The organism is Roseovarius sp. M141 (assembly GCF_024355225.1).
Classification (GTDB): Bacteria; Pseudomonadota; Alphaproteobacteria; order Rhodobacterales; family Rhodobacteraceae; genus Roseovarius.
Window position 1 is genome coordinate 37,777 of sequence record NZ_VCNH01000002.1, and the last position, 20,738, is coordinate 58,514.

General features: G+C 57.0%; 16 protein-coding genes and 2 pseudogenes. 7 read left to right on the top strand and 11 right to left on the bottom strand.

Going from position 1 to position 20,738, the window contains the following annotated elements; all coding sequences use genetic code 11:
* Positions 1 to 311: 311 nt before the first annotated feature.
* Positions 312 to 1,151, bottom strand: a complete 840-nt coding sequence (locus FGD77_RS01445; RefSeq protein WP_255005742.1) for a 2OG-Fe(II) oxygenase — start codon at positions 1,149 to 1,151, stop codon at positions 312 to 314.
* A 91-nt stretch (positions 1,152 to 1,242) separates the two neighbouring features.
* Complete coding sequence (gene xrtD / locus FGD77_RS01450) at positions 1,243 to 2,859, bottom strand: VPLPA-CTERM-specific exosortase XrtD (protein WP_255005744.1); 1,617 nt, start codon at positions 2,857 to 2,859, stop codon at positions 1,243 to 1,245.
* 191 nt (positions 2,860 to 3,050) lie between these two features.
* On the opposite strand from xrtD, the gene FGD77_RS01455 reads away from it, so the two are divergent.
* Positions 3,051 to 3,647 (top strand): isopropylmalate isomerase, encoded by a 597-nt coding sequence (locus FGD77_RS01455; RefSeq protein ID WP_255005746.1) that lies wholly within the window; start codon positions 3,051 to 3,053, stop codon positions 3,645 to 3,647.
* Here FGD77_RS01455 and FGD77_RS01460 read toward each other — a convergent pair.
* The 3 genes from FGD77_RS01460 to FGD77_RS01470 form a co-directional block, all read right to left on the bottom strand.
* Positions 3,641 to 4,471 (bottom strand): CpsD/CapB family tyrosine-protein kinase, encoded by an 831-nt coding sequence (locus FGD77_RS01460; RefSeq protein ID WP_255005747.1) that lies wholly within the window; start codon positions 4,469 to 4,471, stop codon positions 3,641 to 3,643. The genes FGD77_RS01455 and FGD77_RS01460 overlap by 7 nt on opposite strands.
* A gap of 3 nt (positions 4,472 to 4,474) precedes the next feature.
* On the bottom strand, positions 4,475 to 5,902 hold the full coding sequence (locus tag FGD77_RS01465) for a lipopolysaccharide biosynthesis protein (RefSeq protein WP_255005750.1): 1,428 nt from the start codon (positions 5,900 to 5,902) through the stop codon (positions 4,475 to 4,477).
* 92 nt (positions 5,903 to 5,994) lie between these two features.
* Complete coding sequence (locus tag FGD77_RS01470) at positions 5,995 to 6,858, bottom strand: ExeA family protein (protein WP_255005753.1); 864 nt, start codon at positions 6,856 to 6,858, stop codon at positions 5,995 to 5,997.
* A 599-nt stretch (positions 6,859 to 7,457) separates the two neighbouring features.
* Between FGD77_RS01470 and FGD77_RS01475 the strand changes: the two genes are divergently transcribed.
* Entirely contained in the window at positions 7,458 to 8,045 is a 588-nt protein-coding gene (locus FGD77_RS01475) for a sugar transferase (protein WP_255005754.1), read from the top strand.
* A gap of 94 nt (positions 8,046 to 8,139) precedes the next feature.
* Entirely contained in the window at positions 8,140 to 10,554 is a 2,415-nt protein-coding gene (locus FGD77_RS01480; protein WP_255005755.1) for a tetratricopeptide repeat protein, read from the top strand.
* On the opposite strand, the gene FGD77_RS01485 is transcribed toward FGD77_RS01480, so the two are convergent.
* Entirely contained in the window at positions 10,555 to 10,842 is a 288-nt protein-coding gene (locus FGD77_RS01485; RefSeq protein WP_255005757.1) for a hypothetical protein, read from the bottom strand. It lies immediately after the preceding gene.
* A gap of 896 nt (positions 10,843 to 11,738) precedes the next feature.
* Here FGD77_RS01485 and FGD77_RS01490 point away from each other — a divergent pair.
* Positions 11,739 to 13,181: an O-antigen ligase gene (locus FGD77_RS01490; protein ID WP_255005758.1), complete on the top strand. Its 1,443-nt coding sequence runs from the start codon at positions 11,739 to 11,741 to the stop codon at positions 13,179 to 13,181.
* Between the two features lie 14 nt (positions 13,182 to 13,195).
* Positions 13,196 to 13,384 (top strand): annotated as a pseudogene (locus FGD77_RS01495) (IS256 family transposase); the annotation flags it as partial.
* A gap of 304 nt (positions 13,385 to 13,688) precedes the next feature.
* On the opposite strand, the pseudogene FGD77_RS01500 reads toward FGD77_RS01495, so the two are convergent.
* Positions 13,689 to 13,921, bottom strand: a pseudogene (locus FGD77_RS01500) (hypothetical protein); the annotation flags it as partial.
* Positions 13,922 to 14,286: 365 nt separating this feature from the next.
* On the opposite strand from FGD77_RS01500, the gene FGD77_RS01505 reads away from it, so the two are divergent.
* Together FGD77_RS01505 and FGD77_RS01510 are read left to right on the top strand one after the other, a co-directional pair.
* Complete coding sequence (locus tag FGD77_RS01505) at positions 14,287 to 15,828, top strand: glycosyltransferase family 39 protein (protein WP_255005759.1); 1,542 nt, start codon at positions 14,287 to 14,289, stop codon at positions 15,826 to 15,828.
* Positions 15,829 to 15,928: 100 nt separating this feature from the next.
* On the top strand, positions 15,929 to 17,107 hold the full coding sequence (locus FGD77_RS01510; protein WP_255005760.1) for a hypothetical protein: 1,179 nt from the start codon (positions 15,929 to 15,931) through the stop codon (positions 17,105 to 17,107).
* Positions 17,108 to 17,409: 302 nt separating this feature from the next.
* Here the strand turns inward: FGD77_RS01510 and FGD77_RS01515 are convergent, their stop codons facing one another.
* From FGD77_RS01515 to rffA, 4 genes are read right to left on the bottom strand one after another with little or no spacing between them, the layout of a single operon-like run.
* The gene (locus tag FGD77_RS01515) at positions 17,410 to 18,165 is read right to left on the bottom strand and encodes a GNAT family N-acetyltransferase (RefSeq protein WP_255005761.1); all 756 of its coding nucleotides are present in this window, start codon (positions 18,163 to 18,165) and stop codon (positions 17,410 to 17,412) included.
* Positions 18,155 to 18,544, bottom strand: a complete 390-nt coding sequence (locus FGD77_RS01520; RefSeq protein WP_255005762.1) for a GtrA family protein — start codon at positions 18,542 to 18,544, stop codon at positions 18,155 to 18,157. The genes FGD77_RS01515 and FGD77_RS01520 overlap by 11 nt, the downstream gene beginning before the upstream one ends.
* A complete protein-coding gene (locus FGD77_RS01525; protein ID WP_255005763.1) occupies positions 18,541 to 19,485 on the bottom strand; it encodes a glycosyltransferase family 2 protein in 945 nt (314 codons plus the stop codon). The genes FGD77_RS01520 and FGD77_RS01525 overlap by 4 nt, the downstream gene beginning before the upstream one ends.
* Positions 19,482 to 20,636: a dTDP-4-amino-4,6-dideoxygalactose transaminase gene (gene rffA, locus FGD77_RS01530; RefSeq protein WP_255005764.1), complete on the bottom strand. Its 1,155-nt coding sequence runs from the start codon at positions 20,634 to 20,636 to the stop codon at positions 19,482 to 19,484. Before rffA ends, FGD77_RS01525 begins: the two co-directional genes overlap by 4 nt.
* Positions 20,637 to 20,738 lie beyond the last annotated feature (102 nt).

Below are 20,738 nucleotides of genomic sequence, written 5' to 3' on the forward strand. Positions count from 1 at the left end.
GGGCAGCATCTTGCCGATAGCGACGGGCTCAGTCGGCGGGAATGTGACGTGGACGCGCTCCGAAACACAGAACCTTCGTCAATAAGATGCTTTTGTCATCACGCGTGATTTATGGCGCGCGGAAGGCTTTGAACTCTGTCGGCGCTGCGCGTTTGCAACCGATTCCCACGGCGCCCAACACGCGCATGGCCCGGCGCGCGGGCACGGGTTTTCTGCCGCCCAGCCAAACGGCAGAAATCGGATGCCCTATGGATCCGTTGTCATTTGTATATAGAACGCGCGAACCGCGCTGGATGAGACGTGCCTCCAGATTAGATTCCCAGCCGGCGCAGCCGGTGCGCCACCCGCCGGTAGACAAAGGGCGGCAGGATATTGCGCATCGTGGCATGGCGCGCCTCCATCTTGTCGCGCTCATCCGCAGATCCCGGGCGGGGCTTGAACAGCGTGGAATGTGACTTGCGCGTCTCGTCCCATGAGGCGGTGTAGTAATACAGCGCGATCGACATGCGCGGATCGCCGTTGGGGTTGGCGACTGTTCCGGGGTTGCCGTGCCATGAATCCGACGTCGTGTTGAAGCAGACCATGCGATTGAACAGCGGGACGAAGCTTTTGACTTTGCCCTCCATGTTCTTGTCCCAGATTTCAAAGGAGCCGCCCCAGTCCTCCTGCCAGTCCTTGTTGAGATAGATCAGCACGTTCAGGCGGCGTTCGACGTTCATCTTGCCGTGGTGGTTGAAGTCGGCGTGGATATCCAGATGCCCGCCGTTGGCCACCACATGGATGCCCGCGCCACTGAAATAGGGGTCGGGAATAAGCCCGTCGATGCCGGTCAACTCTTCCAGAAAGGCGATGAAGGGTCGCGAATTCAGCGCGTAGAAAAGATTGCGGGTATATTGCGGCAGACGTTCGGGGATGTAGCTGGTCTTCAGCTTTTCCTGTGCGCGGTCGAAACTGGTTTCCGCTTCGGGCAGCTGCTGCAATTCTTCGCGGACACGCTCAAGGATCTCGGGCGGCAGAAAATTGTCAAAACATCCGTGTGGATAGGGCTGCTGTGACTGATAGTCGGCTGCAAACGGCTCTGCGGCCTTGCGGGCGCTGGACGCGGGGATCAGCAGGCTGTCGGGGTCGATTGTGTAGACGGGGTCACTCATACTTAAATTCCACTTTGATTCTGTGCTGCCGCAGCATCACGGGCGACAATACCACCGGGCTGGGTTTTTAAAAGTTATCTTCAGAGAGATTTTACACGCCTGGAATGAATCTTTGCAACTTGCCTGACAGGGCGCGGGTGGTGTCCATCAGGCGGGCTTCGGCGGCGGCAATGCCCGCGGCACCGTCGATCGTGGTGCTCAGTCGGACGATGGCGCTGTCGCCCCGGCCATTGGTGATTTTGCCCAGCATCAGCTGCATCTTGGCGCTCAGCCCGGACGCGGTGCGCTGACCCTGCTGTTCGAACCAGTAATAGACCAGCACCCGCTGGGTGCCCTGTTGAATGATCGCGCGGTTGAGCGAAAACGGCGTGCCCGCACCGGCCGGTGCGTCGATTTGTTGCAGATCCGCGATTTCCCAACCCCCGCCCGGCAGGCAGACTTCGGGGGAATGGACGCCGCCCCTGTTTTGATCGCCGTACCATGCGATGAACAGATCGACCGGGGCGGGCAGGTCCGGCCGGGTCAGGGTAGCGGAATAGTAATCATCGGCAGCCAGAATCTGCGCGACCGAAGGGTCCAGAGGGCTCTGCGCCCCGGCCTGCCAGGCATCAATCTGCGCCGGAAACAGCGAAAAAGGGTCGCGGTCGACCGGGATGACGCCCCGCTTGGGCAGGGCCTGCCATGTCACCGCCATCAGAACGACCAACAGGGTGCTGCCGACAAGGGCCTTTGAAGGTTGCAGATATTGCAGACGCATCGCCTGCGCGCCCAGCCCTTCGGTGTCCAGATCCAGCGCATCGCGCAGGCGCGGCCGGTCGGGGCGCAAAAACAGCATGCCCCAGGCCAACGCGAACAGGAGCGCGATGCACGCCACGAAGATCACCCAGCCCTCAAAGAAGTGGGAGAACCCTTCGACAGACGCGGCCCCGTAGCGGTCGACGATGACCCCTGCCAGCGCGATCCGGACCGCGTTCATGAAGATCGTGATCGGCGCGGCCGAGATCAGCAGCACGGCCTTGTGCCATGTCGGCCCCTGATAAAGGATCGCGAAAATGTAGGAAAAGCTGAGGATCGGGAACAGGTAGCGCAAGCCTGAGCACGCTTCGGCGACGTGCAGCTTATGCACGCCGAGGTCGATAATGTTGCCTTCCAGAAACACAGGCACATGCAAAAGCTGCAGGAAATACACACCCAGTTCTGACGAGACCCCCTGCAGATAGGTCGACAGGCCATAATAAAGCGCACCGGGCAGGGGCAGCATGTAAACCAGATGCAGCACCGGCGGCCAGAAATGCCGCCCCTGCCGCCAGCCAAAACTGATCAGCAGCAGCGCCCCGACCCAAAGAATCATGGCATAGGTGACGATATCGCCGATCTGGATCAGCTTGCCGGCCAACGCCATCAGCAGCGCCAGCATCAGCAGCGCGACGCCCGGCCCGCGGTCCGGCGCCGGTCCATGGCGCACCGGCTCGGACTTCAGCTGACGCAGGAAGAGCAGGGCCGACAGGATCGGGATCAGGGGTCCGTGGCTGTATTCGGGCAGTTGCCAAGCCCGGAACAGCTCGCCGATGCCTTCGCGAAAGAACGCCATGGACGCAACTATCATCACGATCAGCCAGAACATCCCCCAAGTCGCAAGGACCGGGGCATGGCGGGTCTGTGATATGCTACGCAAGGGGCCGATGATATTGATCCATAAAAAGGTCATGCCGTAGCATATCAAGCACAAACAATAGCGCTGCACAAAGAAAGCAATTACCATTAGCAGGTATTCTTCTGCAATGCGACCGTTCGGCGCCCCGAAGTTTACAGCACTGCGCGTGCCGCCGGTGCATGATTTCCCGGCCGTCGCAGGTGGGCCGGGGGCAGGGGGGTGATTTTGACTGCGGGGGCATTGATGTGACGGAAATTTGGGCATGTACCCGGCAAGACTGGCAGATCGGCATTGGTGATCCGGGCCCCATGGGCTGGCTGATCGTGGTGCTTTACCTGGTGACGGCGGGGCTGGCCCTATGCGTCGCCGGGCGCGGCGGTTTCCCCGAACGCACGCAGTCCCGCGAACGGCTGTTCTGGTGCCTGCTGGCAGGGATCCTGTTGCTGCTGGCGGTGAACAAGCAGCTTGATCTGCAATCCCTGCTGACAGCTGTCGCGCGTTGCCTAGCGCAAATTCAGGGCTGGTACGAAGAGCGGCGCGCCGTGCAGATCGGATTCATCATCTGGATTGTTGTCGTGATGGTGATCTTTTTTTCCGTCATCTGGATCCTGCTGCACAAAACCCTGCGCCGTAACGGGCTGGCGCTGGTGGGGCTGATCTTTGTGCTGGGGTTTGTTGCAATCCGCGCTGCGGGGTTTCATCACATGGACCGGCTGATCGATATGCGCATCTCGTCTGTCCGATTGAACTGGATCTTCGAGATGACCGGCCCCGCCCTGATCCTGATCAGCGGCCTGTCGATCCTGCGCGCGGCGCGCGGCAAAAGAAGCGGGGGTCAGTAATAGTCATAGCTGTCGGCAGCGTCGAGATACCGACATTTGTTCAGCACGACACCGATCAGGTTGGTCCGGCTCTCCAGACTCTGTTTGCAGCGGCTGATTTCTTCCATGGTTGACGATTCTGCGGCACCGATCAGCAGGGCTGCGTCGACCTGATCGATAAAGGCCATCGTGTCATCGACCAGCAGCATGGGCGGCATGTCGAAAATCATCACATCCGGCTTATAGCGGGCCTCCACATCGTCAATCATCTGGGCGGCGGTGACACCCTGCAACAGCTCGGCCGGGCTTTCGATGCCGTCCTGACTGGCCGCAATGGCAAGGTTGCTGCCGTGGCGCTGGATATGTTCCCCCGCAGGTGCGCGCCCGGCCAGAACCAGCGAGAAGTTCAAGTCATCGCGCAGATGCAGGACCTGCGCTATTGACGGCCGCCGCAGGTCAAGCTCGATCACCATGACCCGAATATCGGCTTGCCGGGCGAGGCTGAAGGCGAGGTTCAGGCAGATCGTTGTCTTGCCGCATTTGGCGCCCGGGGATGTGATGGCGACCCGGCGCCAGTTATTGCTGCGCATCTCATACAGCAGCTTGGTACGCATCGCGTCGTAATAGGTGGCATCATGACCTGCCTGATACGTCAGAATCCGGGCTCGCTTCAGGCGCTCTAATGCGACCTTGAATGTCGGCAGGGCCTCCCAGGTCTGCGCCAGCGCCGCGCTGTCGGCGTCCTCTGGCATCTGCTCGGTCAGCACCGGGGCATCGGAGCCGGGCTTTTGTGCGGCTTCGCGTTCCTTGCGGGCTTTGTCGATGGCGGCGCGAATATGTTCCATATCCTATGATCCCTTCGCGTTGCGCAGCTTTTCGATGAGGACATCGATCGGTACGACCATCGTGTGCAGCAGATACAGCATAAGCGGCAGGCCCACCACAATGCACAGTAGGATGACGGTAATGATCAGGCGGCGCCTGAGAATCTGCCCCGGTGTCGTCGTGTAGGGCAGGGTCGCATAAGGCTGGATGCCCAGGGCATTGGTCAATTCGATCGGTCGACGGATGGACTGGTTCAGCAGCTCCAGCAGAAAAATCAGCCCCAGACCGGCCGCAGCCCCCCCCGCGACCGCGCCGGCGGCGATCAGTTTCCGGTTCGGAGCCGATGGCGATCCCGGCACGCTCGCCTGTTCGATCACGACAATCCGCTGGCCCTTTGACAGCGCCTCGATCCGGTCGCCGGTACGCGCCTCGCCCAGGCCTTCGGTTGCCTGATTGAACTGGGTGCGCAGGTTTTCGTAATCCCGCTCAAGCGTGCCGAGCGTGATGGCGTTTTCGGGGGTCGCTTCGATCGAGGCGATCAGCGTCTCCAGTTCGGATTCGACCAGGGCCTTCTGATCGGCAAGAAAGGTGATCTGCGCGTCGATATCCGAAATCTGCAAATCGTAGGCCGTTAACAGTTCACTGCCACCACCGGGCCCGACCGGCGACTTGGCGGATTGCTCCAACGCCTCGACCCGCGTCTGCAGCGATTTGATGCGCGGGTTTTCGGGCGAATAGATCACTCGGGCCGAGGCCAACTCGTTCTGCAGCTGGCGCAACTGGCGCTGCGCGGGCGACATGCTGGCCTCGCTCAGGTCGATCCGACCGGTCTGTTCGAACAACTCCTGCAGGCGGGCCCGCCGTTCAGTCAGAGAGGCAAATTCGCGATTGATCTGCAGGATGCGTTCCTGCAACGTCAGCACCCTCGTGCGGCGATATTCCAGGCTTTCGGGCAAGGTGTCCTTGTTCGCCAGTTTGAATTCGAGAATGCGGGCGCCTTGCTGGCCCAATTCGGCGTTGAGTCGGCTCACCTCTTGTTCAAAAAAATCCAGAGTCTGGCCCGTGACTTCGGTACGCAGCTCAACGTTCTGTTGGAGGACCTGCGTCAGCAACTCGTTGGTGACTTCGGCGGAAACAACAGCCGATGAGGCCTCGAACGAGATCAGGACCAGACCGGTGCCGTTCCTGTCGTGGGGAATATCAAACCGGATCCGGCGGCGTACGTCGTCAACGATGTCGTTCGCGCTCATTTTCGGAGTATCGTCGTAGACGTTGAACCGGCGGGCGATGTCCAGCAGATTTGCCCGTGTCAGCAGCCGTTGCTGGATGATCTGCAGCAATTCGGACGAACCGGCGCGCACGGTAGATGCGGCCAGATCATCCGGGATCTGCGGGGATTCCACCAGCAGCCGGGCCTGTGCGCGGTATACCTTTGGCAGGGTCAGGGCCAAGGTCGCTCCGGCCGTGACAAAGACGGTGAAGACCAGAATGAAATAATGGAACCGCCGCCGGAACAGGGACAGGTAGAACTTTACTTCGTCGATCATTCAGAAGAGCCTTCGTGAGTGTTCTGGTCTATATGCCCGAAAAAGATGCCATCGTCCAAAACCGCCTGTACCGTTGCGGCCTGCACATCCTGATGGTCACCTGTGTAGGCGTAAACCATTGACAGATCGCAAAGCTGGTTCACCAGCCGGGGAACGCCGCCTGTTGCCTGATACACCAGGTCGGCCGCGGCGTCGCTGAACAGGTCCTTTGTCGCGCCGGCGACTTGCATGCGATGGCGGATATAGCGACCCACGGTCGCAGCGTCCATATTTGACAGATGAAAGCTGGCGGCGACGCGCTGTGCGAATTGTTTCATGTCGGGACGGCGGATCATGTCGCGCAGTTCCGGCTGGCCGATCAGGATAAGTTGCAGCAACTCGTCCTTGTTGGAGTTGATGTTGGTGAACATCCGCAGCTCTTCCAGTGACTCGCGGGACATGTTCTGGGCCTCGTCGAAAATCAGCACCACCCGTCGCCCGCGTGCGTATTCCGCGATCTGAAACGCCTGAAAAGCGGCAAAGAGATCGACGTAGTTGGCCCCCGGATCCGGAGTCTGATCCAGCGCCATCAGCACCCAGCGCAATAGTTCGCCCCGATCGCCATGCGCGTTGGACACAAGGCCCACCGTCAGATCGCTTTCAAGGTTACGCAACAGGTGCTGCAGCAACGTGGTCTTGCCCGCCCCGACTTCGCCGGTGATCAGCGTGATCGGCGCGCGGGTCAGCACGCCATATTCCAGCATCGTATAGGCGCGCGCGTGATCTTTGGCCCAGAACAGGAAGTCCGGATCCGGAAGCAGCGAAAAAGGCCGTTCTTTCAGGCCGAAATGCTGGGTGTATAGATCAGGTGTGTTGCTCATGGATGGTGCCGCCGATATCTCGATCCGGGTCTGTGCGATCCAATGGATCCAGTCGATGATAGCGCCCGTCGCATCCATAGGCAAAAGACATGCCTGATCCCCGGGGTCAAGGCTTGTATGCTGAATTGCCGGGGCCAAGGCCCCGCCCCGGCGCCCTTGCGCCGGGATCATCAGGGCCAACTCTGACACCCCCGGCGGGCCGCACGCAACATGTCGAATCGTTGCGATCTGGAGAAGCAGGCCCACTGGGGCACGCTTCGAAGCAGTCATTTGATTTCATTGTTGTTTACAAACGTATCTTGCACCCTTAGCGTGTATATTACATAGGTAGCGCAATTTTATTGCTATTTTACTGCTAAATATCTACGGTCTACTTCAGTACAGCCGACGAATTAACATGAATACCTGAATACCTGCTGCTGCAGGTCGCCCGGATAGACGACCCGAAATCCTGTCGCAATTTACCTATTTTACCAGTCGTGAGATTTTTTAAGATGTTTGATAAACCTATCTCCAGCAGGGGCGCCCATTCCGACCTGCCTTTTGCGACACGCTTCGACTCTGCCTCGGCATCCCAGTCAACGATATACGCTGATGGCTTGAAGCGCGCGCTGGACGTTCTGCTTATCCTGTTTGCGCTGCCCTTTCTCATCCCGATCCTGCTGGTTGTGGGGCTGCTTGTGGCCCGCGACGGCGCTGGCGCGTTTTACTGCCAGGACCGTGTCGGGCGGGGCGGGCGCAGCTTTAGAATCTGGAAATTCCGCACGATGGTCCCCGATGCCAAGCAGAAGCTGGCAGAACTGATCGCGAGCGATGCCGATATTGCCGAGGAATGGCACACGACGCAAAAGCTCAAGAACGATCCGCGCATCATTCCCCTTGGCCACCTGCTGCGCAAGACCTCGATCGATGAGTTGCCGCAGTTGTGGAACGTGCTGAAGGGCGATATGAGCCTGGTCGGTCCGCGCCCGATGATGCCCGACCAAAAGGACATCTACCCCGGCAAAGCCTATTTCGAAATGCGTCCGGGCCTGACCGGCCTCTGGCAGATTTCGGACCGCAACAAGTCCACATTCGCGGCACGCGCAACCTTCGACACGGAGTATTCCCGCAAGATATCGCTTGCGACCGACGTCAAGATTCTGTGGGCGACTGTCAGTGTCGTAATTGGCGGAACCGGTTACTGACACTTTTACTGACACTTTGCGAACTTCCCTAACGGCGTTGCACTGTATAGATGGCGTGGAATGACACCCGCGCCATTGAAGGGCCTTCCTGTCCATGCCTCGCCTGTTTCCCAAACTGATCCTGCTGTGTTTCCTTGCTCTTGCGGCCTGCGAAAGCGCCGAAGAACGCGCGGCGCGCCATTACCAGTCCGGTCTGGCCTTGCTTGAGACGGGCCAAGTCGATCAGGCGTTGATCGAGTTCCGCAATGTCTTTGCCGCTGATCCCAACCATATAGAGGCGCGGCTGGCCTATGCCGATACGCAGCGCGCGCGCGGCGCGTTGGCCGATGCCTATGGCCACTACCGGCATTTGGCAGAGCAGCAGCCGGAAAATGCGCCCGCGCTGATCGCCCTGTCCGAGATCGCGATCCTCAGCGCAGATTGGGAAGACGCCGAAACCTACGGGCGGGCCGCAGCGGCGCTGCAACCGGCCGATCCGGCGGTGATAGCCGTCACCGCGATGCTTGATTACCGCGCTGGCGCGATAGCCAAGGACGATGCCGCCCGGGCCGCGGCCGCCGAAATAGCCCAGAAGGTTTTGCAGGACGATCCCGCCAACGACATCGCCCGCGGGGTTGTCATCGACAACAACATCTTCAAGGGCGACATCGCGGTGGCGCTGACCAATGTCGAGGCTGGCCTTGCGATCGATCCGACGCGGCAGGGGCTTCATGTCATTCGCGTCCGTCTTTTGGGCGGCATGAAAGATACGGCAGGCACGCAGGCGGCGCTGGAGGAGATGGCCGCACAGTTTCCCGATATCCCACGGGTGCGGCAGGAACTGATCGACTGGTATATCGCCCAAGGTGACCTGCCCGCCGCAGAGGATTATCTGCGCCGTCTGGCCGCCGCGCCGGATGCGGGGCAGGATCAGAAAATCCTGCTGGTTGATTTTCTGCGTCAGACCCAAGGCCCCAAAGCCGCCATTGCCGAGCTGGAGCATCTGATCGCCGATACACCTGGCGATGGCACCTACCGCATGCTGCGGGCATCCAGTCTGTTCACGCTCGATCAGGCAGACGCCGCTATTGCCGAGATGAAAGACATTATCGCCAACGGCACGGCGTCGGACGAGACGCGGGATTTCAAGATCGTCCTCGCCCAGATGCTGCAGGCTGAAGGCGCGCAGGCAGAGGCGAACACGCTGGTCGCCGACGTTCTGGCCGAGGATGCCGGCCATGTCCAAGCCCTGAAGATGAGCGCAGAGCAATTGATTGCCGCCGATGATCCGGACGCCGCGATCTCTACCTTGCGCCAAGCGCTGGCGCAGGCGCCGCGCGATATTGCCCTGGTCACGCTTCTGGGCGATGCACATAACCGCGCGGGCGATCTCGCCCTGGCGGGCGAACGCTATGCGCTGGCCGTCGATATTTCGGAACGGGCGGCGGCACCCTCCATACACTACGCCCGGTTCCTGCTGGAACGCCGCCGGATCGATGCTGCCCAAACTGTGATCGCGAATGCGCTGAACGTCGCTCCCCGCAATGTCGAGCTTCTGACGCTAATGGCTGAAATTCACTTGGACCGGAATGCTTGGAGCAGCGCCAAGCGGACCATTTGGCGTCTGCGCGCCCAGAACAGCCCGCTGGCGAACGGAATTGCCGACGGACTCGAAGTTGATCTGCTGAAACGACAGGGGCGCTACGAGGATGTCACGGCCTTTTTGCAAAAGATGACAGCGGGCGGGGCCACCAGCGCGACCGCCACAGCGCAGATGGTCGCGGCACAGATCCGCACCGGCCACCTGACCGACGCGCGCGCCTTCGTGAACGATCAGTTAAGCGAGCAGCCGGGCGATCCGACATTGCGCTTCTTGCAGGCCGGCATTCTGGTTCTGATGGAAGATCTGCCCGCCGCCGAAGCCGTCTATCGCGCCTTGCTGGATGATTTTCCGGGCAACGTGCAGGTGTTTAGCAATCTCTATGCGCTGCTGATGTCGACGGGCCGCGAGGGCGACGCCGATGCCCTGCTGGACCAGATGCTAAGCGCCGCGCCCGATGCCTCGACCCCAAACATGATCAAGGCCGGGCGCCTTGAGGCACAGGGTGATTTCGACGGGGCGATCGCCATCTACGAACGGCTTTATGCCAAAGACAGCAGCAACACGATTCTGGCCAACAACCTCGCCAGCCTGATCATCTCGGAGCGCGACGATGCCGACAGCATCGCGCGTGCCAGCGCCATTGCCGCCCGTCTGCGTGGCAGCGATGTGCCACAGTATCAGGACACTCTGGGCTGGATTTCCTATCGCCGCGGTCAGTATCGCGAGGCGCTATCCTATCTGGAACCTGCGGCGCGGGGCCTGCCGGACGATTCCCTGACGCATTTCCATCTTGGAATGACACTGGCGGCGCTGGAGCGTCCGGCCGAGGCGCGCAAGGCGCTGGCACGGGCGATTACGCTTGGTGATGGATCACGGGTGGCGCAGTTGGATGAAGCCCGGGATATGCTGGCGACTTTGCCGGAGTGATCACCCGCGCGAGCGGCCCGACATGGCGACCGCAACGCGCTTCATCTGCGCGGCCGTTCCGTTCAATGAAAACCCGCCTGTCGGCAGCTTTGTCACGAGGCTGAGAGACAGCACAAGAGCCATGCCAAAAGCACCGAAAACACTGTGGCACAGCAGGCCTACCCAGAAGGAATAACCAGATATCAACATGATGATGTTAGCGGTGGTTCCAAAGATAACCCCGCCAAAGATGGATCGCAGCAACAAGGTGCCGCCCGTCGAGTGGCACCCATCCGCGTAGTCCGCCATGTCGCATTCTTGCCGCATAGCAATAGGCATCCCGTGTTGGTTCAGTTTTTCAATCAACGCCATCAGAGGAAACACGGGCGCCGCCGGTCATCAAAGCAAAAATGTATAGAACCGCCTGACTAGGCGAGACTATGCCGTAACGATTCTAAACAAATGATTAATTCCGCCGATGCCGTTCTGTTTTCGCCGTTTTTGACGATCTTGCCGAAAAACGATCTCTATCCGGTCATTTTGTCACATCCGCTGATTCGACCGCCTCGGGCGTCCTATGGCGGTTATGGCTGGAATGGAACCTGCCGATATCAGCTGTCTCGGCGCGCGCCTTTCGCACCGCCTTGCGGGGCGGGTATCATGACAGGCGGTTCCAGCACCCTGAGCGGCAGCCCGGTCATGTTGGCGGGGCCTGATGCAACGCGACAACAGGGGTTTCCTGCCCGGACACTGCCGCACGAGGTCCGTAGGAGGTGTTGCCAGCATCCGTCTTTGGCTCGGAGGTTTTGGTCATTCTTGTTGCATCAAAATTGCCAAAGGCTTTGTTATGCAGTCTTGTCTGCCCATCACTGCATATCGAAAACGGAACACACGACGGCACTCTGCACAAGCGCAGCCTTGTCCGCCCTGATAGGGATGATGGCAACCACGGCGGGGCGGTTCGCAATATACCTGTGGCTGAATGATCGGGCATGCGGCGCAACAATGGGATGTTTTGTACGCTCATGACCTTTTTGCTGGCCCACCCCCTGCTTGGAATGTTTTAAGCCGTCATGCCCAACGCGATTGCCTTCCTTGTCTTTTATACTTGGCCACTCGTGGTCTATATCATCTTTCGCAAGCAGCCGTTGGTTCCGGCGATCGTGTGGTCAATGCTGCTGGGCTATATCATGATCCCCGCGCGCATGGGGTTCGACCTGCCAGCCGTTCCAACGATCACGAAATACGAATTGACGTCGCTGTCGGTCGGGCTGATGGCTTGGTTGAAGATCCGCGCCGAGCGTCAGGCCTTGGGATTTCCAACCGCTGCAGGCACACGGCAACGCACCGCTACGTGGGGGCGCAAATCGCGGGCCAGGGTCATTCTTGGAATACTGCTGGTGTTGCTGATCATCGCCCCGATGCTGACGGTTTTTAACAATGCCGACCCGATTATCGCGGGGCCCACGTTCATTCCGGGATTGCGCCCCTATGACGCGCTGTCGACGATCGGAGCGGCCTTGATCAACATTCTGCCGTTCCTGCTCGGCCTGTGGCTTTTGAAAACCCCAGAAAGCCATGTCACGATCCTGAAGGTCATGTGTATTGCACTGATGGCCTATTCGCTGCTGGCGCTGTGGGAGGTGCGGATGAGTCCACAACTCAACCGTATGCTCTATGGGTTCACCACAAGTTCCTTTCTTCAACATATGCGCGCGGGGGGATTCCGCCCGCTGGTTTTTATGGATCACGGGCTGTCTCTGGGGATCTTGCTGTCGATGACCATTCTGGCGACAGGGGCCCTTTGGCGGCATCTCAAGGCGGGAGTCGGGAAGTCCGGCCCTTGGTTGTTCTGCCTGTGCTGGCTGATAATGACGCTTGTTCTGGCCAAGAGCGTTGGTGCCCTGGTGATCGCACTCGCGCTGTTGCCATTCATACTTCTGACAGGTGTGCGGGCGCAGCTGCTGCTATGTGCGATCCTGGCAGTGGTGGTGCTGCTCTATCCCATGCTGCGCGGAGCAGGGTACATCCCCACCGAGGAGATCCACGCCTTTTCACTGGAACGCAGCGCAGAGCGAGCGCAATCCCTGCAGTTCCGCTTCGATCACGAGGACAGCCTTCTGGCAAAAGCCAACGAAAAGCCCCTGCTAGGATGGGGAAGTTGGGGCCGCAACGGAATATTTGACAAAATAACCGGCGAAGCCCTCAGCGTGACCGATGGCGTATGGATCATCATCATCGGAACCTCCGGCTGGCTGGGGTATATAGCAAACTTCGGTCTTCTGACTGTGCCAATTCTGCTTCTGGCCCTAAGGCGTCGCACGCTTGATATATCGCTAGCGACGGCGGGGCTTGCGGTGGTCCTGACTGCAAACTTGGTCGACCTGCTGCCAAACTCCGCACTTCGGCCGCTTACCTGGCTTATCGCGGGCGCCTTGGCCGGGCGCTATATCCATGCCAGCGAGGCGTTGCGCCAGCCACATGTTGGCAAGGCGGTTGAGGTCTCGGACCCCAAAGACGTGTCCGAGCCACCCAGCCCGCAAGCGTCAATCAGGCGTCCGCGCACTTTGAACAAGCAACCGGCCCAAGCCTCAAAAACCGATCCGAACGAGGACCCCCCGCCCAGAAAGAGGCGGCGCTGCGTCTGAAGCGTTTTATCGCATTCGCAACTGCTTGACACCGCCCGAAACGCACCAAGGGCTGCCTCAGCCGCAAGGCCGGGCTGGCCATGGCGCTCAAGCTGATGATGTCGGTGCAGGGTAAATGGCGCAAACTCGACGGCCAGAAACGCCTGCCCGACATCATCGAAGGGTTCGAGTTCCGCGATGGTCTCCGCCAGGCTTTGTTGTAACAAAGCCTCGCCTACGCGTTCATTCAATCCCGCCGCCTCAAGGTCGCAGAACGGCAAAAAAGAGTCCCCGGTCCACCTTCCGTGACGTTGCACCCAACTTTCATCCAGCGTGAGCGAGACACAGAGCCTGAGTTTTGCCGATTTCGGCGGGTTGAGCAACGGGGGCAGGCGCGGAGCTTTGCGAATTGCGTAGCGGCAGGCCCCGTTGCGGGGTGAAGGTCTGGGCGAACTCAGCAAGCGTCTGCCAGCCAAGGCGCGAGTGAGGGCGTTCGGTGTTGTTGTCCGTGCGCCATGCCGTCAGCGTGGCGATGTCCAGCGCGGCAAACAGCGACGTCGTGCCGTGGCGGATGTAGGTATGGGTTCTGCGGTCGGCGACACCCGGTACCATCCACTGTCCGGCAGGTGATTGAGAGGCAATCTGCCGGGAGGACAGCAGCACGGCCTGTTCGCGATCCAATGCCTGGACTTGGGATTTTGGGATTTTCCGTCTAGGCACAAAACGATAGCCCTGTTCGGCGGTGACATGTAGAGGCCGACGCACCTGCCCCTCCAGAAAGGTTCGTTCCTCATTGCTCAGGACCACCTCATCCGCCACACGTCCCGCCATAGCAGCATCTCCTGATATACATCAGGACAACGAAACGAATTACAGATCCGGGTGACTAGGCGCTGATGACATCTGGCCAGATCCAGTACATCCAGATGCGAAAGGTCGATGGTTGGGGAAGCCTTGGCTCACCCCACCGCCATGATCGGCCTTGACGTAGCGGCCTGATCTGGCCCAAATCCCCATGCTTGAAGCACGCCGCCGCAGAATTTCATCCAAATTGGAGATAGAACCGTTCGAAGTTGCTGCATCTCAGTCTACCTGTGATAAGGCTTGCAATATGAGGGAGCGTTTTATGCGTTTAGATCTATTCTCGACAGTAGTCTTTAGCGCGATAACAGCTCTGTTTATGATGGTCGTTCTGCTGAATGCGGCCTTCGGCGTATTTTACGATACCGACCACTTTGCAGATACGCAGTTTCTTTTAGGAGCAGCTTGGCGTGTACATCAAGGACTGATACCTGCTGTCGATTTTGGCCACTTCTATGGTGGGATCATGGCACAAGGCATCAGTGGGACTATGTCGCTGTTTGGTCATAGTGTTTTTGTTTTTGACTACTTTACGATTCTAGCGACCTTATTTCTAAGCGCCTGTGCTTTTTTAATTTTGCGGCCACAAATTTCGTGGGCTGGATTTGCTGTGATTGTCGTCATGTTGTCAACGCTTTTGTTGACCCGTTTTCCGCTGGAAAATGAAACCTCTATCACGCAAGTTGTTTCTACACATTCGTTCCTCTACAATAGATTTGCGTTGGCTATTTTTTTAATATTGGGACTATTTGTGGCCTTGCCCGCCCCAATCTTGATCCGTGATATGTGGGGCGCCATACTTGCAGGGGCGCTCGCTGGGCTGGTTTGTTTGACCAAACCAACCTTTGTCATTTTGCCCGTGGGGCTTTTGCTAGCCGTGTTGGTACAGGGCCGTTGGCTGGCGATGGTGGGTGTTTTGAGCGGCGCAGCGCTGGTATTCGCATGTTTTGATCCCACGTTAGGGCGTATGCTTGGATCATTTGACTACGCGCTTGCGCATGTTGGAAGCGATAATGATTTGGGAGGGCTTATTCGCAAAACTGTGCAGGTTCCGCTTGCGCAACCTATTGCCGTAAGCTTGGCTTTCGGTGGTTTAATTTACCTTTTGTATGTGCGCGGTTTCGGACGTTTCGTTATTGCAATTTTGGGTTTTTCTGCGGCTGGCGCAGGGCTGACGGCGACAATGGGTGGCAACGGTAACCTTGGGCAGTTGGCAATCCCCATTGCGGTCATGATATCCTTGGGGGTAAGTGAAATTACGCGACATGCCGTACTACCGAGAAGTGAGACGTTTCAGTTTGTGACAGTTTGCCTTGTGCTAGCTTTTGTAGTGCCGCATCTTTTGAATTTAATTGGTACAACAGCCGAAGGCATAAGCAGGCGCGGGGCAATGCAGATCACACAAGGACCTTTTATGGGTTACCTCAGTTACCCCGACAGAGCGCCCGAGGACGTTACGCAATATGATACTCTCGTTGACGGGATCGCTGCATTGCAACAGTTGGGAGACCCAACAAAATGGGGCATCGTTGCAAACAATGGGGTCACCTTTGAGTATGCGTTGATGGCACGCCCTGTTCCTGGCTACCCACTTTGGGAACGGGCGTCTGCTCCAGAATTCGATGCCGATAGACCTTTTGCGCCGGCAGCAGATATCGTGATGTTGCGCCATTCAGATCAACCAATTCCGTTGGAGGGCATGTTGCGTGAGAAGATCGCTGAAGATTTTGTCATTTGTGCTACGTCACTCCATTGGGAGATTTACAGACGACTGACCCGAGAGATCACGGCTTGTGATGCGCCTTAAAGCATTGAAAAGGTAGCGCAAACCCGCAAACTCTCGTTATGAATGAGGTAGCCTTGGGGACAGGTCACGGGATATGACAGTTAGCTTAGTTAAATAAATAATGGTGATCGAATTGGATGGCTACCCTAAAAGCGAAAACCAGACATGGTTAAGGCTGACCGTTCTAGTCGTTTTCGTCTTGATCTTCACATCGATGAAGACAATTAGGTTTCCCATACCATATCCTGCTGGCCTATTCGCCATCAATTATGATCAAGGGATTATTAAGCGAGCTCTCGTCGGATCAATACTGTTCCCTGGAGATACTCCTATATCTTACGCGACAATCGCCTTGGTTTCGGTGGTAATTTTTCTAGTCTTGCTTTTCCTGCTGGCTGCCACCTCTGCTCAGATCCTCCGAAGCCATCCCGAGTTGTTTCTCATTGTCTTGCTTTATACGTCTAGCTTCGGTGTTGTGTTTCTAGCCAGCACGACAGGCTATTTTGACCATATCTTACTGATCTTCGCCTTTCTTTCGGTCCTCCCGACCGGGGCTATATTCAGAATCCTTTCCGTGCTTCTTTTGGGAGGCATAGCAATATTCGTTCACGAGGCGGCGATCGTGATGGTGATGCCGGTGATGTATTTTGCTATGTATCTTACGCTGAAGTCTTTCGGACTCAAGGTCTCGTTGCCCATAGTGGCGATCGTGGTGGCGATCCACGCTGGTCTCACCTATTGGGTAGGAAATTATGGAATCCTCAGTGTAGAGGAGGTCAAAATGCTTCGAGAAACCCTTCAAGCACGCGCCGATTTCGAACTGATTGATTTGCCGTTCCAAGTGCTCTCGACAATCCCAGCGATAGAATCGCAGCATACGTTGCGGACGATCAATACTATCGCACATGTCGACTCCATAATAGTCGTCCTTCCAGTGCTTGCTCCGTTGTTGGCTGTGACGTTCCTTGCTTTGAAACAAGGAGCAGCTGGTAGTACTACCATTGTATTCGCGACAGCGGCGGCACTATCTCCGATTGCGATGAGGGCTTTTGGCCATGATGTTCATCGCTGGGATTCTTTCGCGCTATGTACGACTTACCTGACTCTGTCGATCGTTTTGCGCGAAGTTCTCGGGCCCAATCCGGTCCGGTTGGCATGGCAGCGTATTACCCCTTGTTTGATCGTTTTGCTAATAGTTGGGGCATCGACCTCAGCCTACTTGTTCCTCGGTCAAGATATTCGGGGGTTCCCATTTCTTGACGCCCGAAGTGACATCGTCGGCTTGCTAATGGGTCGGTGAGGCCTTGTTGGTTAAATCTGTCGCTTCGCCGTCCACCGTTTGATGCTGTCGTCCATCGTCTTGCTCATCGCTACGTTCTCCCTTGTAGCATGAGCAGGATTTCAGTGGGCACACCACAACCCCGCAAGCACGCATCGCGTGCCAAGGGCAACGACACCTCACCTCCACAGTCACGACAAGCCGTAACGGTGACAACTTGGGGCCGGCCCCATTACGGCATCTTTTTCACCGCCGTTCTCAGCCGTGCGTCCTGGAGATCGTCGTCGCTGCGACAAAACCAACGCCTCTCCCGCGTCAGCGGGTTAGTTCAATCCTAAATCGGAAAGACCGCAACCCGCTCTAGAATTGTTGAACCATTTGTGCAACGTGTAGTAGCTGCGTGCCATCCGCAGCCCCTGACGGCCCCAAGCTCTTTGGACAGTGATATTGTTTACTTGGGTTGACGTAACGACTCGGGTGCGTCCCGCAACCTTCAAAAGCGCCATACTAGACGCAAGTATCCTGCCATAGATGCCTTCTCCTTGCGCGCTCGGATGCACCCCATTCAAAATAATCTCAGCTTCCGTATCGGAGTTCATCCGCATTGTCATAAAGCCAAGAATGCGATCAGCGCGTTCTGCAACACACGCAGGGGCCTTTGGGCCGCATCCTTTGATGCTATTCTCTGCCCATTCAACATAGGCCGCATCAGCACTTGCATCTGACAGGCGCGGATCAGCGTGGTAGTGGCCAAAATAGCCTGCGAAAGAGGCGCGCGCGACGGTCGCGACGGCCTCTGCGTCTGCGGGTGTGGCAAGGCGAATTAGGGCGTCTTGGGGGGTTGGGGCATCAGCCAACATGCGATCATAATAGACAAGCGTGTCCATCAAACGGTAGCCATCCGCCTCTAATTCTTGTACACGGGCCAGATCATCAGTTGAAACGCGGATCGTGAGCAGCTGGACCCGGTCAGTCTGAGCTGCCGCGTTGATTTTCTTAATATCTGCTTTTAACTCCGTAACCTTTGCTGCAGTGATTCCAAATCGGCGGGTTTCAAGCTCGTTGATCTCAATCGGCATGTGCATCTCCTTGCTTTCCAAAACCCGTCAAACGCAAGCATAGATAGATTACCATCGCCGTGAGTCCGATGTTGATGATCTGGGCTACTTCGGGGCGCATCCAATGGGTCAAAGCCACGATGAATATCATCGTGGCCGCAAAGCCGGCAGCATAAGAAAAAAGGAAGCGCGGCAAATCCTGACGGTGCCCTGCGTTACTTTCAAAAGACCAGCGGCGGTTCATCAGGTAACTAAACGTGATCCCCAGCACATAGCATATTGCCGCTGTTATCGGGGGTGTGAAGCCGACCCAGATCAGCACCACAAACAAAACATACAACAGCCCGTTGGACATAACACCAACACCAGAATAACGCAGGAAACTTTTAGATATCTTCATGCAGGTGGCCCGGCTTTGTCAGTGGTCTGCTCGATCAGAATACGCGGTCGACCCTGAACTTCACGAAAGATCCGGCCCAGATAAAACCCATGTACACCAAGGGTGGCCATGATGAGTCCAGATAGGAACCACATCGACAATATCGTGCTGGTCCAGCCCGGTACAGTGAATGAACCCAGCAACCACATCAGTAGAAGGAGCAGAGAAATCAAAGCAGATAAACTGCTGAAGGCAAGTCCGATGATCACGCTCAGCTTCAGGGGGCGATCCGTAAACCGGATAATAATTGCAATGGCCATGGTGATGAGTCTTCGCAAAGAGTAAGAACTTTCACCGGCCAGCCGGACACCACGATCCACTTGCAATTGCGTGGTGGGCAAACCGGTGAGGCTGACCATGATTGGCAAGAACACCTCTTGTTCTTGATACATCAATAAAATATCAACAAGGCGGCGGCTATAGATGCCGAAATTTCCGATGTTGTTGATGCTGACCCCTGTGAGTGATTTCACAACGGCATAGAAAGATTTTGACGCGATCCGTCGGAGTTTCGAATCCGACCAAGTGCCGCGATCAACAACAACTGCATCAACGTTGCTGTGGATCAATTTTTCCAGCAGGGCTGGAATGATTTTGGGATCATCCTGCAAGTCGCAGTCTATGACGACAACATAATCCCCATTGGCCGCTTCAAGCCCCGCCCAAATTGCCAGATGTTGCCCATGGTTACGGGCCAGTCTGACGCCACGTATGTGTGGGCTATTTTGCGCCAGCTCTGTGATTACTTCCCACGGCTGATCGGGCCCCCGGTCATCAACCAGCAGGAGTTCCCAATCAAAATCGGTGTCGGCGAAGGTGTCGGCGACCTGATCGGCCAACGTATGCAAGCAATCGCGACACCCGTAGATCGGAGAGACGACACTGATTTTTATGTTAGTCATGTCCAGCCTCGTGGCGTATTACCCAACACGTTCAGTGCCACATCAATTACGGTCTCAATGTCGCTTCCCAGATCAAAATACATAGGCAAACGTACTAACGTCTCCGAGATGCGTTGCGTGACAGGCAGATCCCCATGTGCTCGGCCAAACCGTTTGCCTGCAGGGGCCGAGTGTAGTGGGACATAGTGAAAAGGGGTGATGATATTATGTGCTTTCATTTCTGCAATGAAGGCACTGCGACTCTCAAGCGAGTCCAGCAGTAGATAGAACATGTGTCCATTACCTGTGCAGTTCAGCGGCGTGTAGGGTAATGTAACTTTGTTGGTGGCAACAAGAGGCGTAAGCGCATCCATATAGGCGTCGAACACAGCCAAACGCCGAGTGCGAATCGCAGGCTCCGCCTCAAGTTGACCGTACAAATATGCCGCGATTAGTTCACCGGGTAAATAGGATGATCCCACATCCACCCAAGTATACTTGTCAACTTGCCCGCGGAAAAACTGCGAGCGGTTGGTGCCCTTCTCGCGGATGATTTCTGCGCGTTCCATAAGTTCGGAGCGGTTGATCGCCAGAGCCCCCCCTTCTCCGCTAATGATGTTCTTGGTTTCGTGAAAGCTGAAGGCCGCCATGTCACTCAGGCTGCCGGCCAAGCGACCCTTGTAGGTTGACCCCAATGCCTGTGCTGCGTCTTCGATCAGAAACAATCCGTGTTTCTTAGCCAAATCGGCCAACGCATCCATGTCGGCTGGAAAACCTGCGTAATGCACAGCAAAAATCGCTTTAGTTTTTTGGGTAATCGCTGTGGAAACTGCAATAGGGTCAATGTTCAGCGTGTCTGGCTGGATATCTACAAAAACCGGTGTTGCCCCGCGCAAAACCACAGCATTAGCGGTCGACACGAAAGTAAAGGAGGGCATGATGACTTCATCACCAGGTCCTAAATCACACAACATTGCAGCCATTTCGAGCGCAGCCGTGCAGGAGTGTGTCAGCAGTACTTTCTTCGCGCCGGTTAAACTCCCAAGGTGCTTGCTACATTTATCCGTGTATACTCCGTCACCTGCAAGTTGGCCTTGCCTCACTGCATCTCGGATGTACTTGATTTCATTGCCAACAATACTGGGCTTGTTAAATGGGATAGTGTTTTTCACGGTTACCTATGTCAATCATTGAAGTTACCTAGTCAGTCGTTTCTAAATCAATACTGCCATTGTTGCACAAATCGGTTGCTGAGCAGGCTTGCCCTTTCCCCG

Excerpts from the sequence above, each read along its gene's own strand:
- FGD77_RS01445 (WP_255005742.1), bottom strand. The coding sequence starts at position 1,151 with ATGAGTGACCCCGTCTACACAATCGACCCCGACAGCCTGCTGATCCCC.
- xrtD (WP_255005744.1), bottom strand. The coding sequence starts at position 2,859 with ATGACCTTTTTATGGATCAATATCATCGGCCCCTTGCGTAGCATATCA.
- FGD77_RS01460 (WP_255005747.1), bottom strand. The coding sequence starts at position 4,471 with ATGGAACATATTCGCGCCGCCATCGACAAAGCCCGCAAGGAACGCGAA.
- FGD77_RS01470 (WP_255005753.1), bottom strand. The coding sequence starts at position 6,858 with ATGAGCAACACACCTGATCTATACACCCAGCATTTCGGCCTGAAAGAA.
- FGD77_RS01480 (WP_255005755.1), top strand. The coding sequence starts at position 8,140 with ATGCCTCGCCTGTTTCCCAAACTGATCCTGCTGTGTTTCCTTGCTCTT.
- FGD77_RS01485 (WP_255005757.1), bottom strand. The coding sequence starts at position 10,842 with ATGGCGGACTACGCGGATGGGTGCCACTCGACGGGCGGCACCTTGTTG.
- FGD77_RS01490 (WP_255005758.1), top strand. The coding sequence starts at position 11,739 with ATGGGGTTCGACCTGCCAGCCGTTCCAACGATCACGAAATACGAATTG.
- FGD77_RS01505 (WP_255005759.1), top strand. The coding sequence starts at position 14,287 with ATGCGTTTAGATCTATTCTCGACAGTAGTCTTTAGCGCGATAACAGCT.
- FGD77_RS01510 (WP_255005760.1), top strand. The coding sequence starts at position 15,929 with ATGGTGATCGAATTGGATGGCTACCCTAAAAGCGAAAACCAGACATGG.
- FGD77_RS01515 (WP_255005761.1), bottom strand. The coding sequence starts at position 18,165 with ATGCCGATTGAGATCAACGAGCTTGAAACCCGCCGATTTGGAATCACT.
- FGD77_RS01520 (WP_255005762.1), bottom strand. The coding sequence starts at position 18,544 with ATGAAGATATCTAAAAGTTTCCTGCGTTATTCTGGTGTTGGTGTTATG.
- FGD77_RS01525 (WP_255005763.1), bottom strand. The coding sequence starts at position 19,485 with ATGACTAACATAAAAATCAGTGTCGTCTCTCCGATCTACGGGTGTCGC.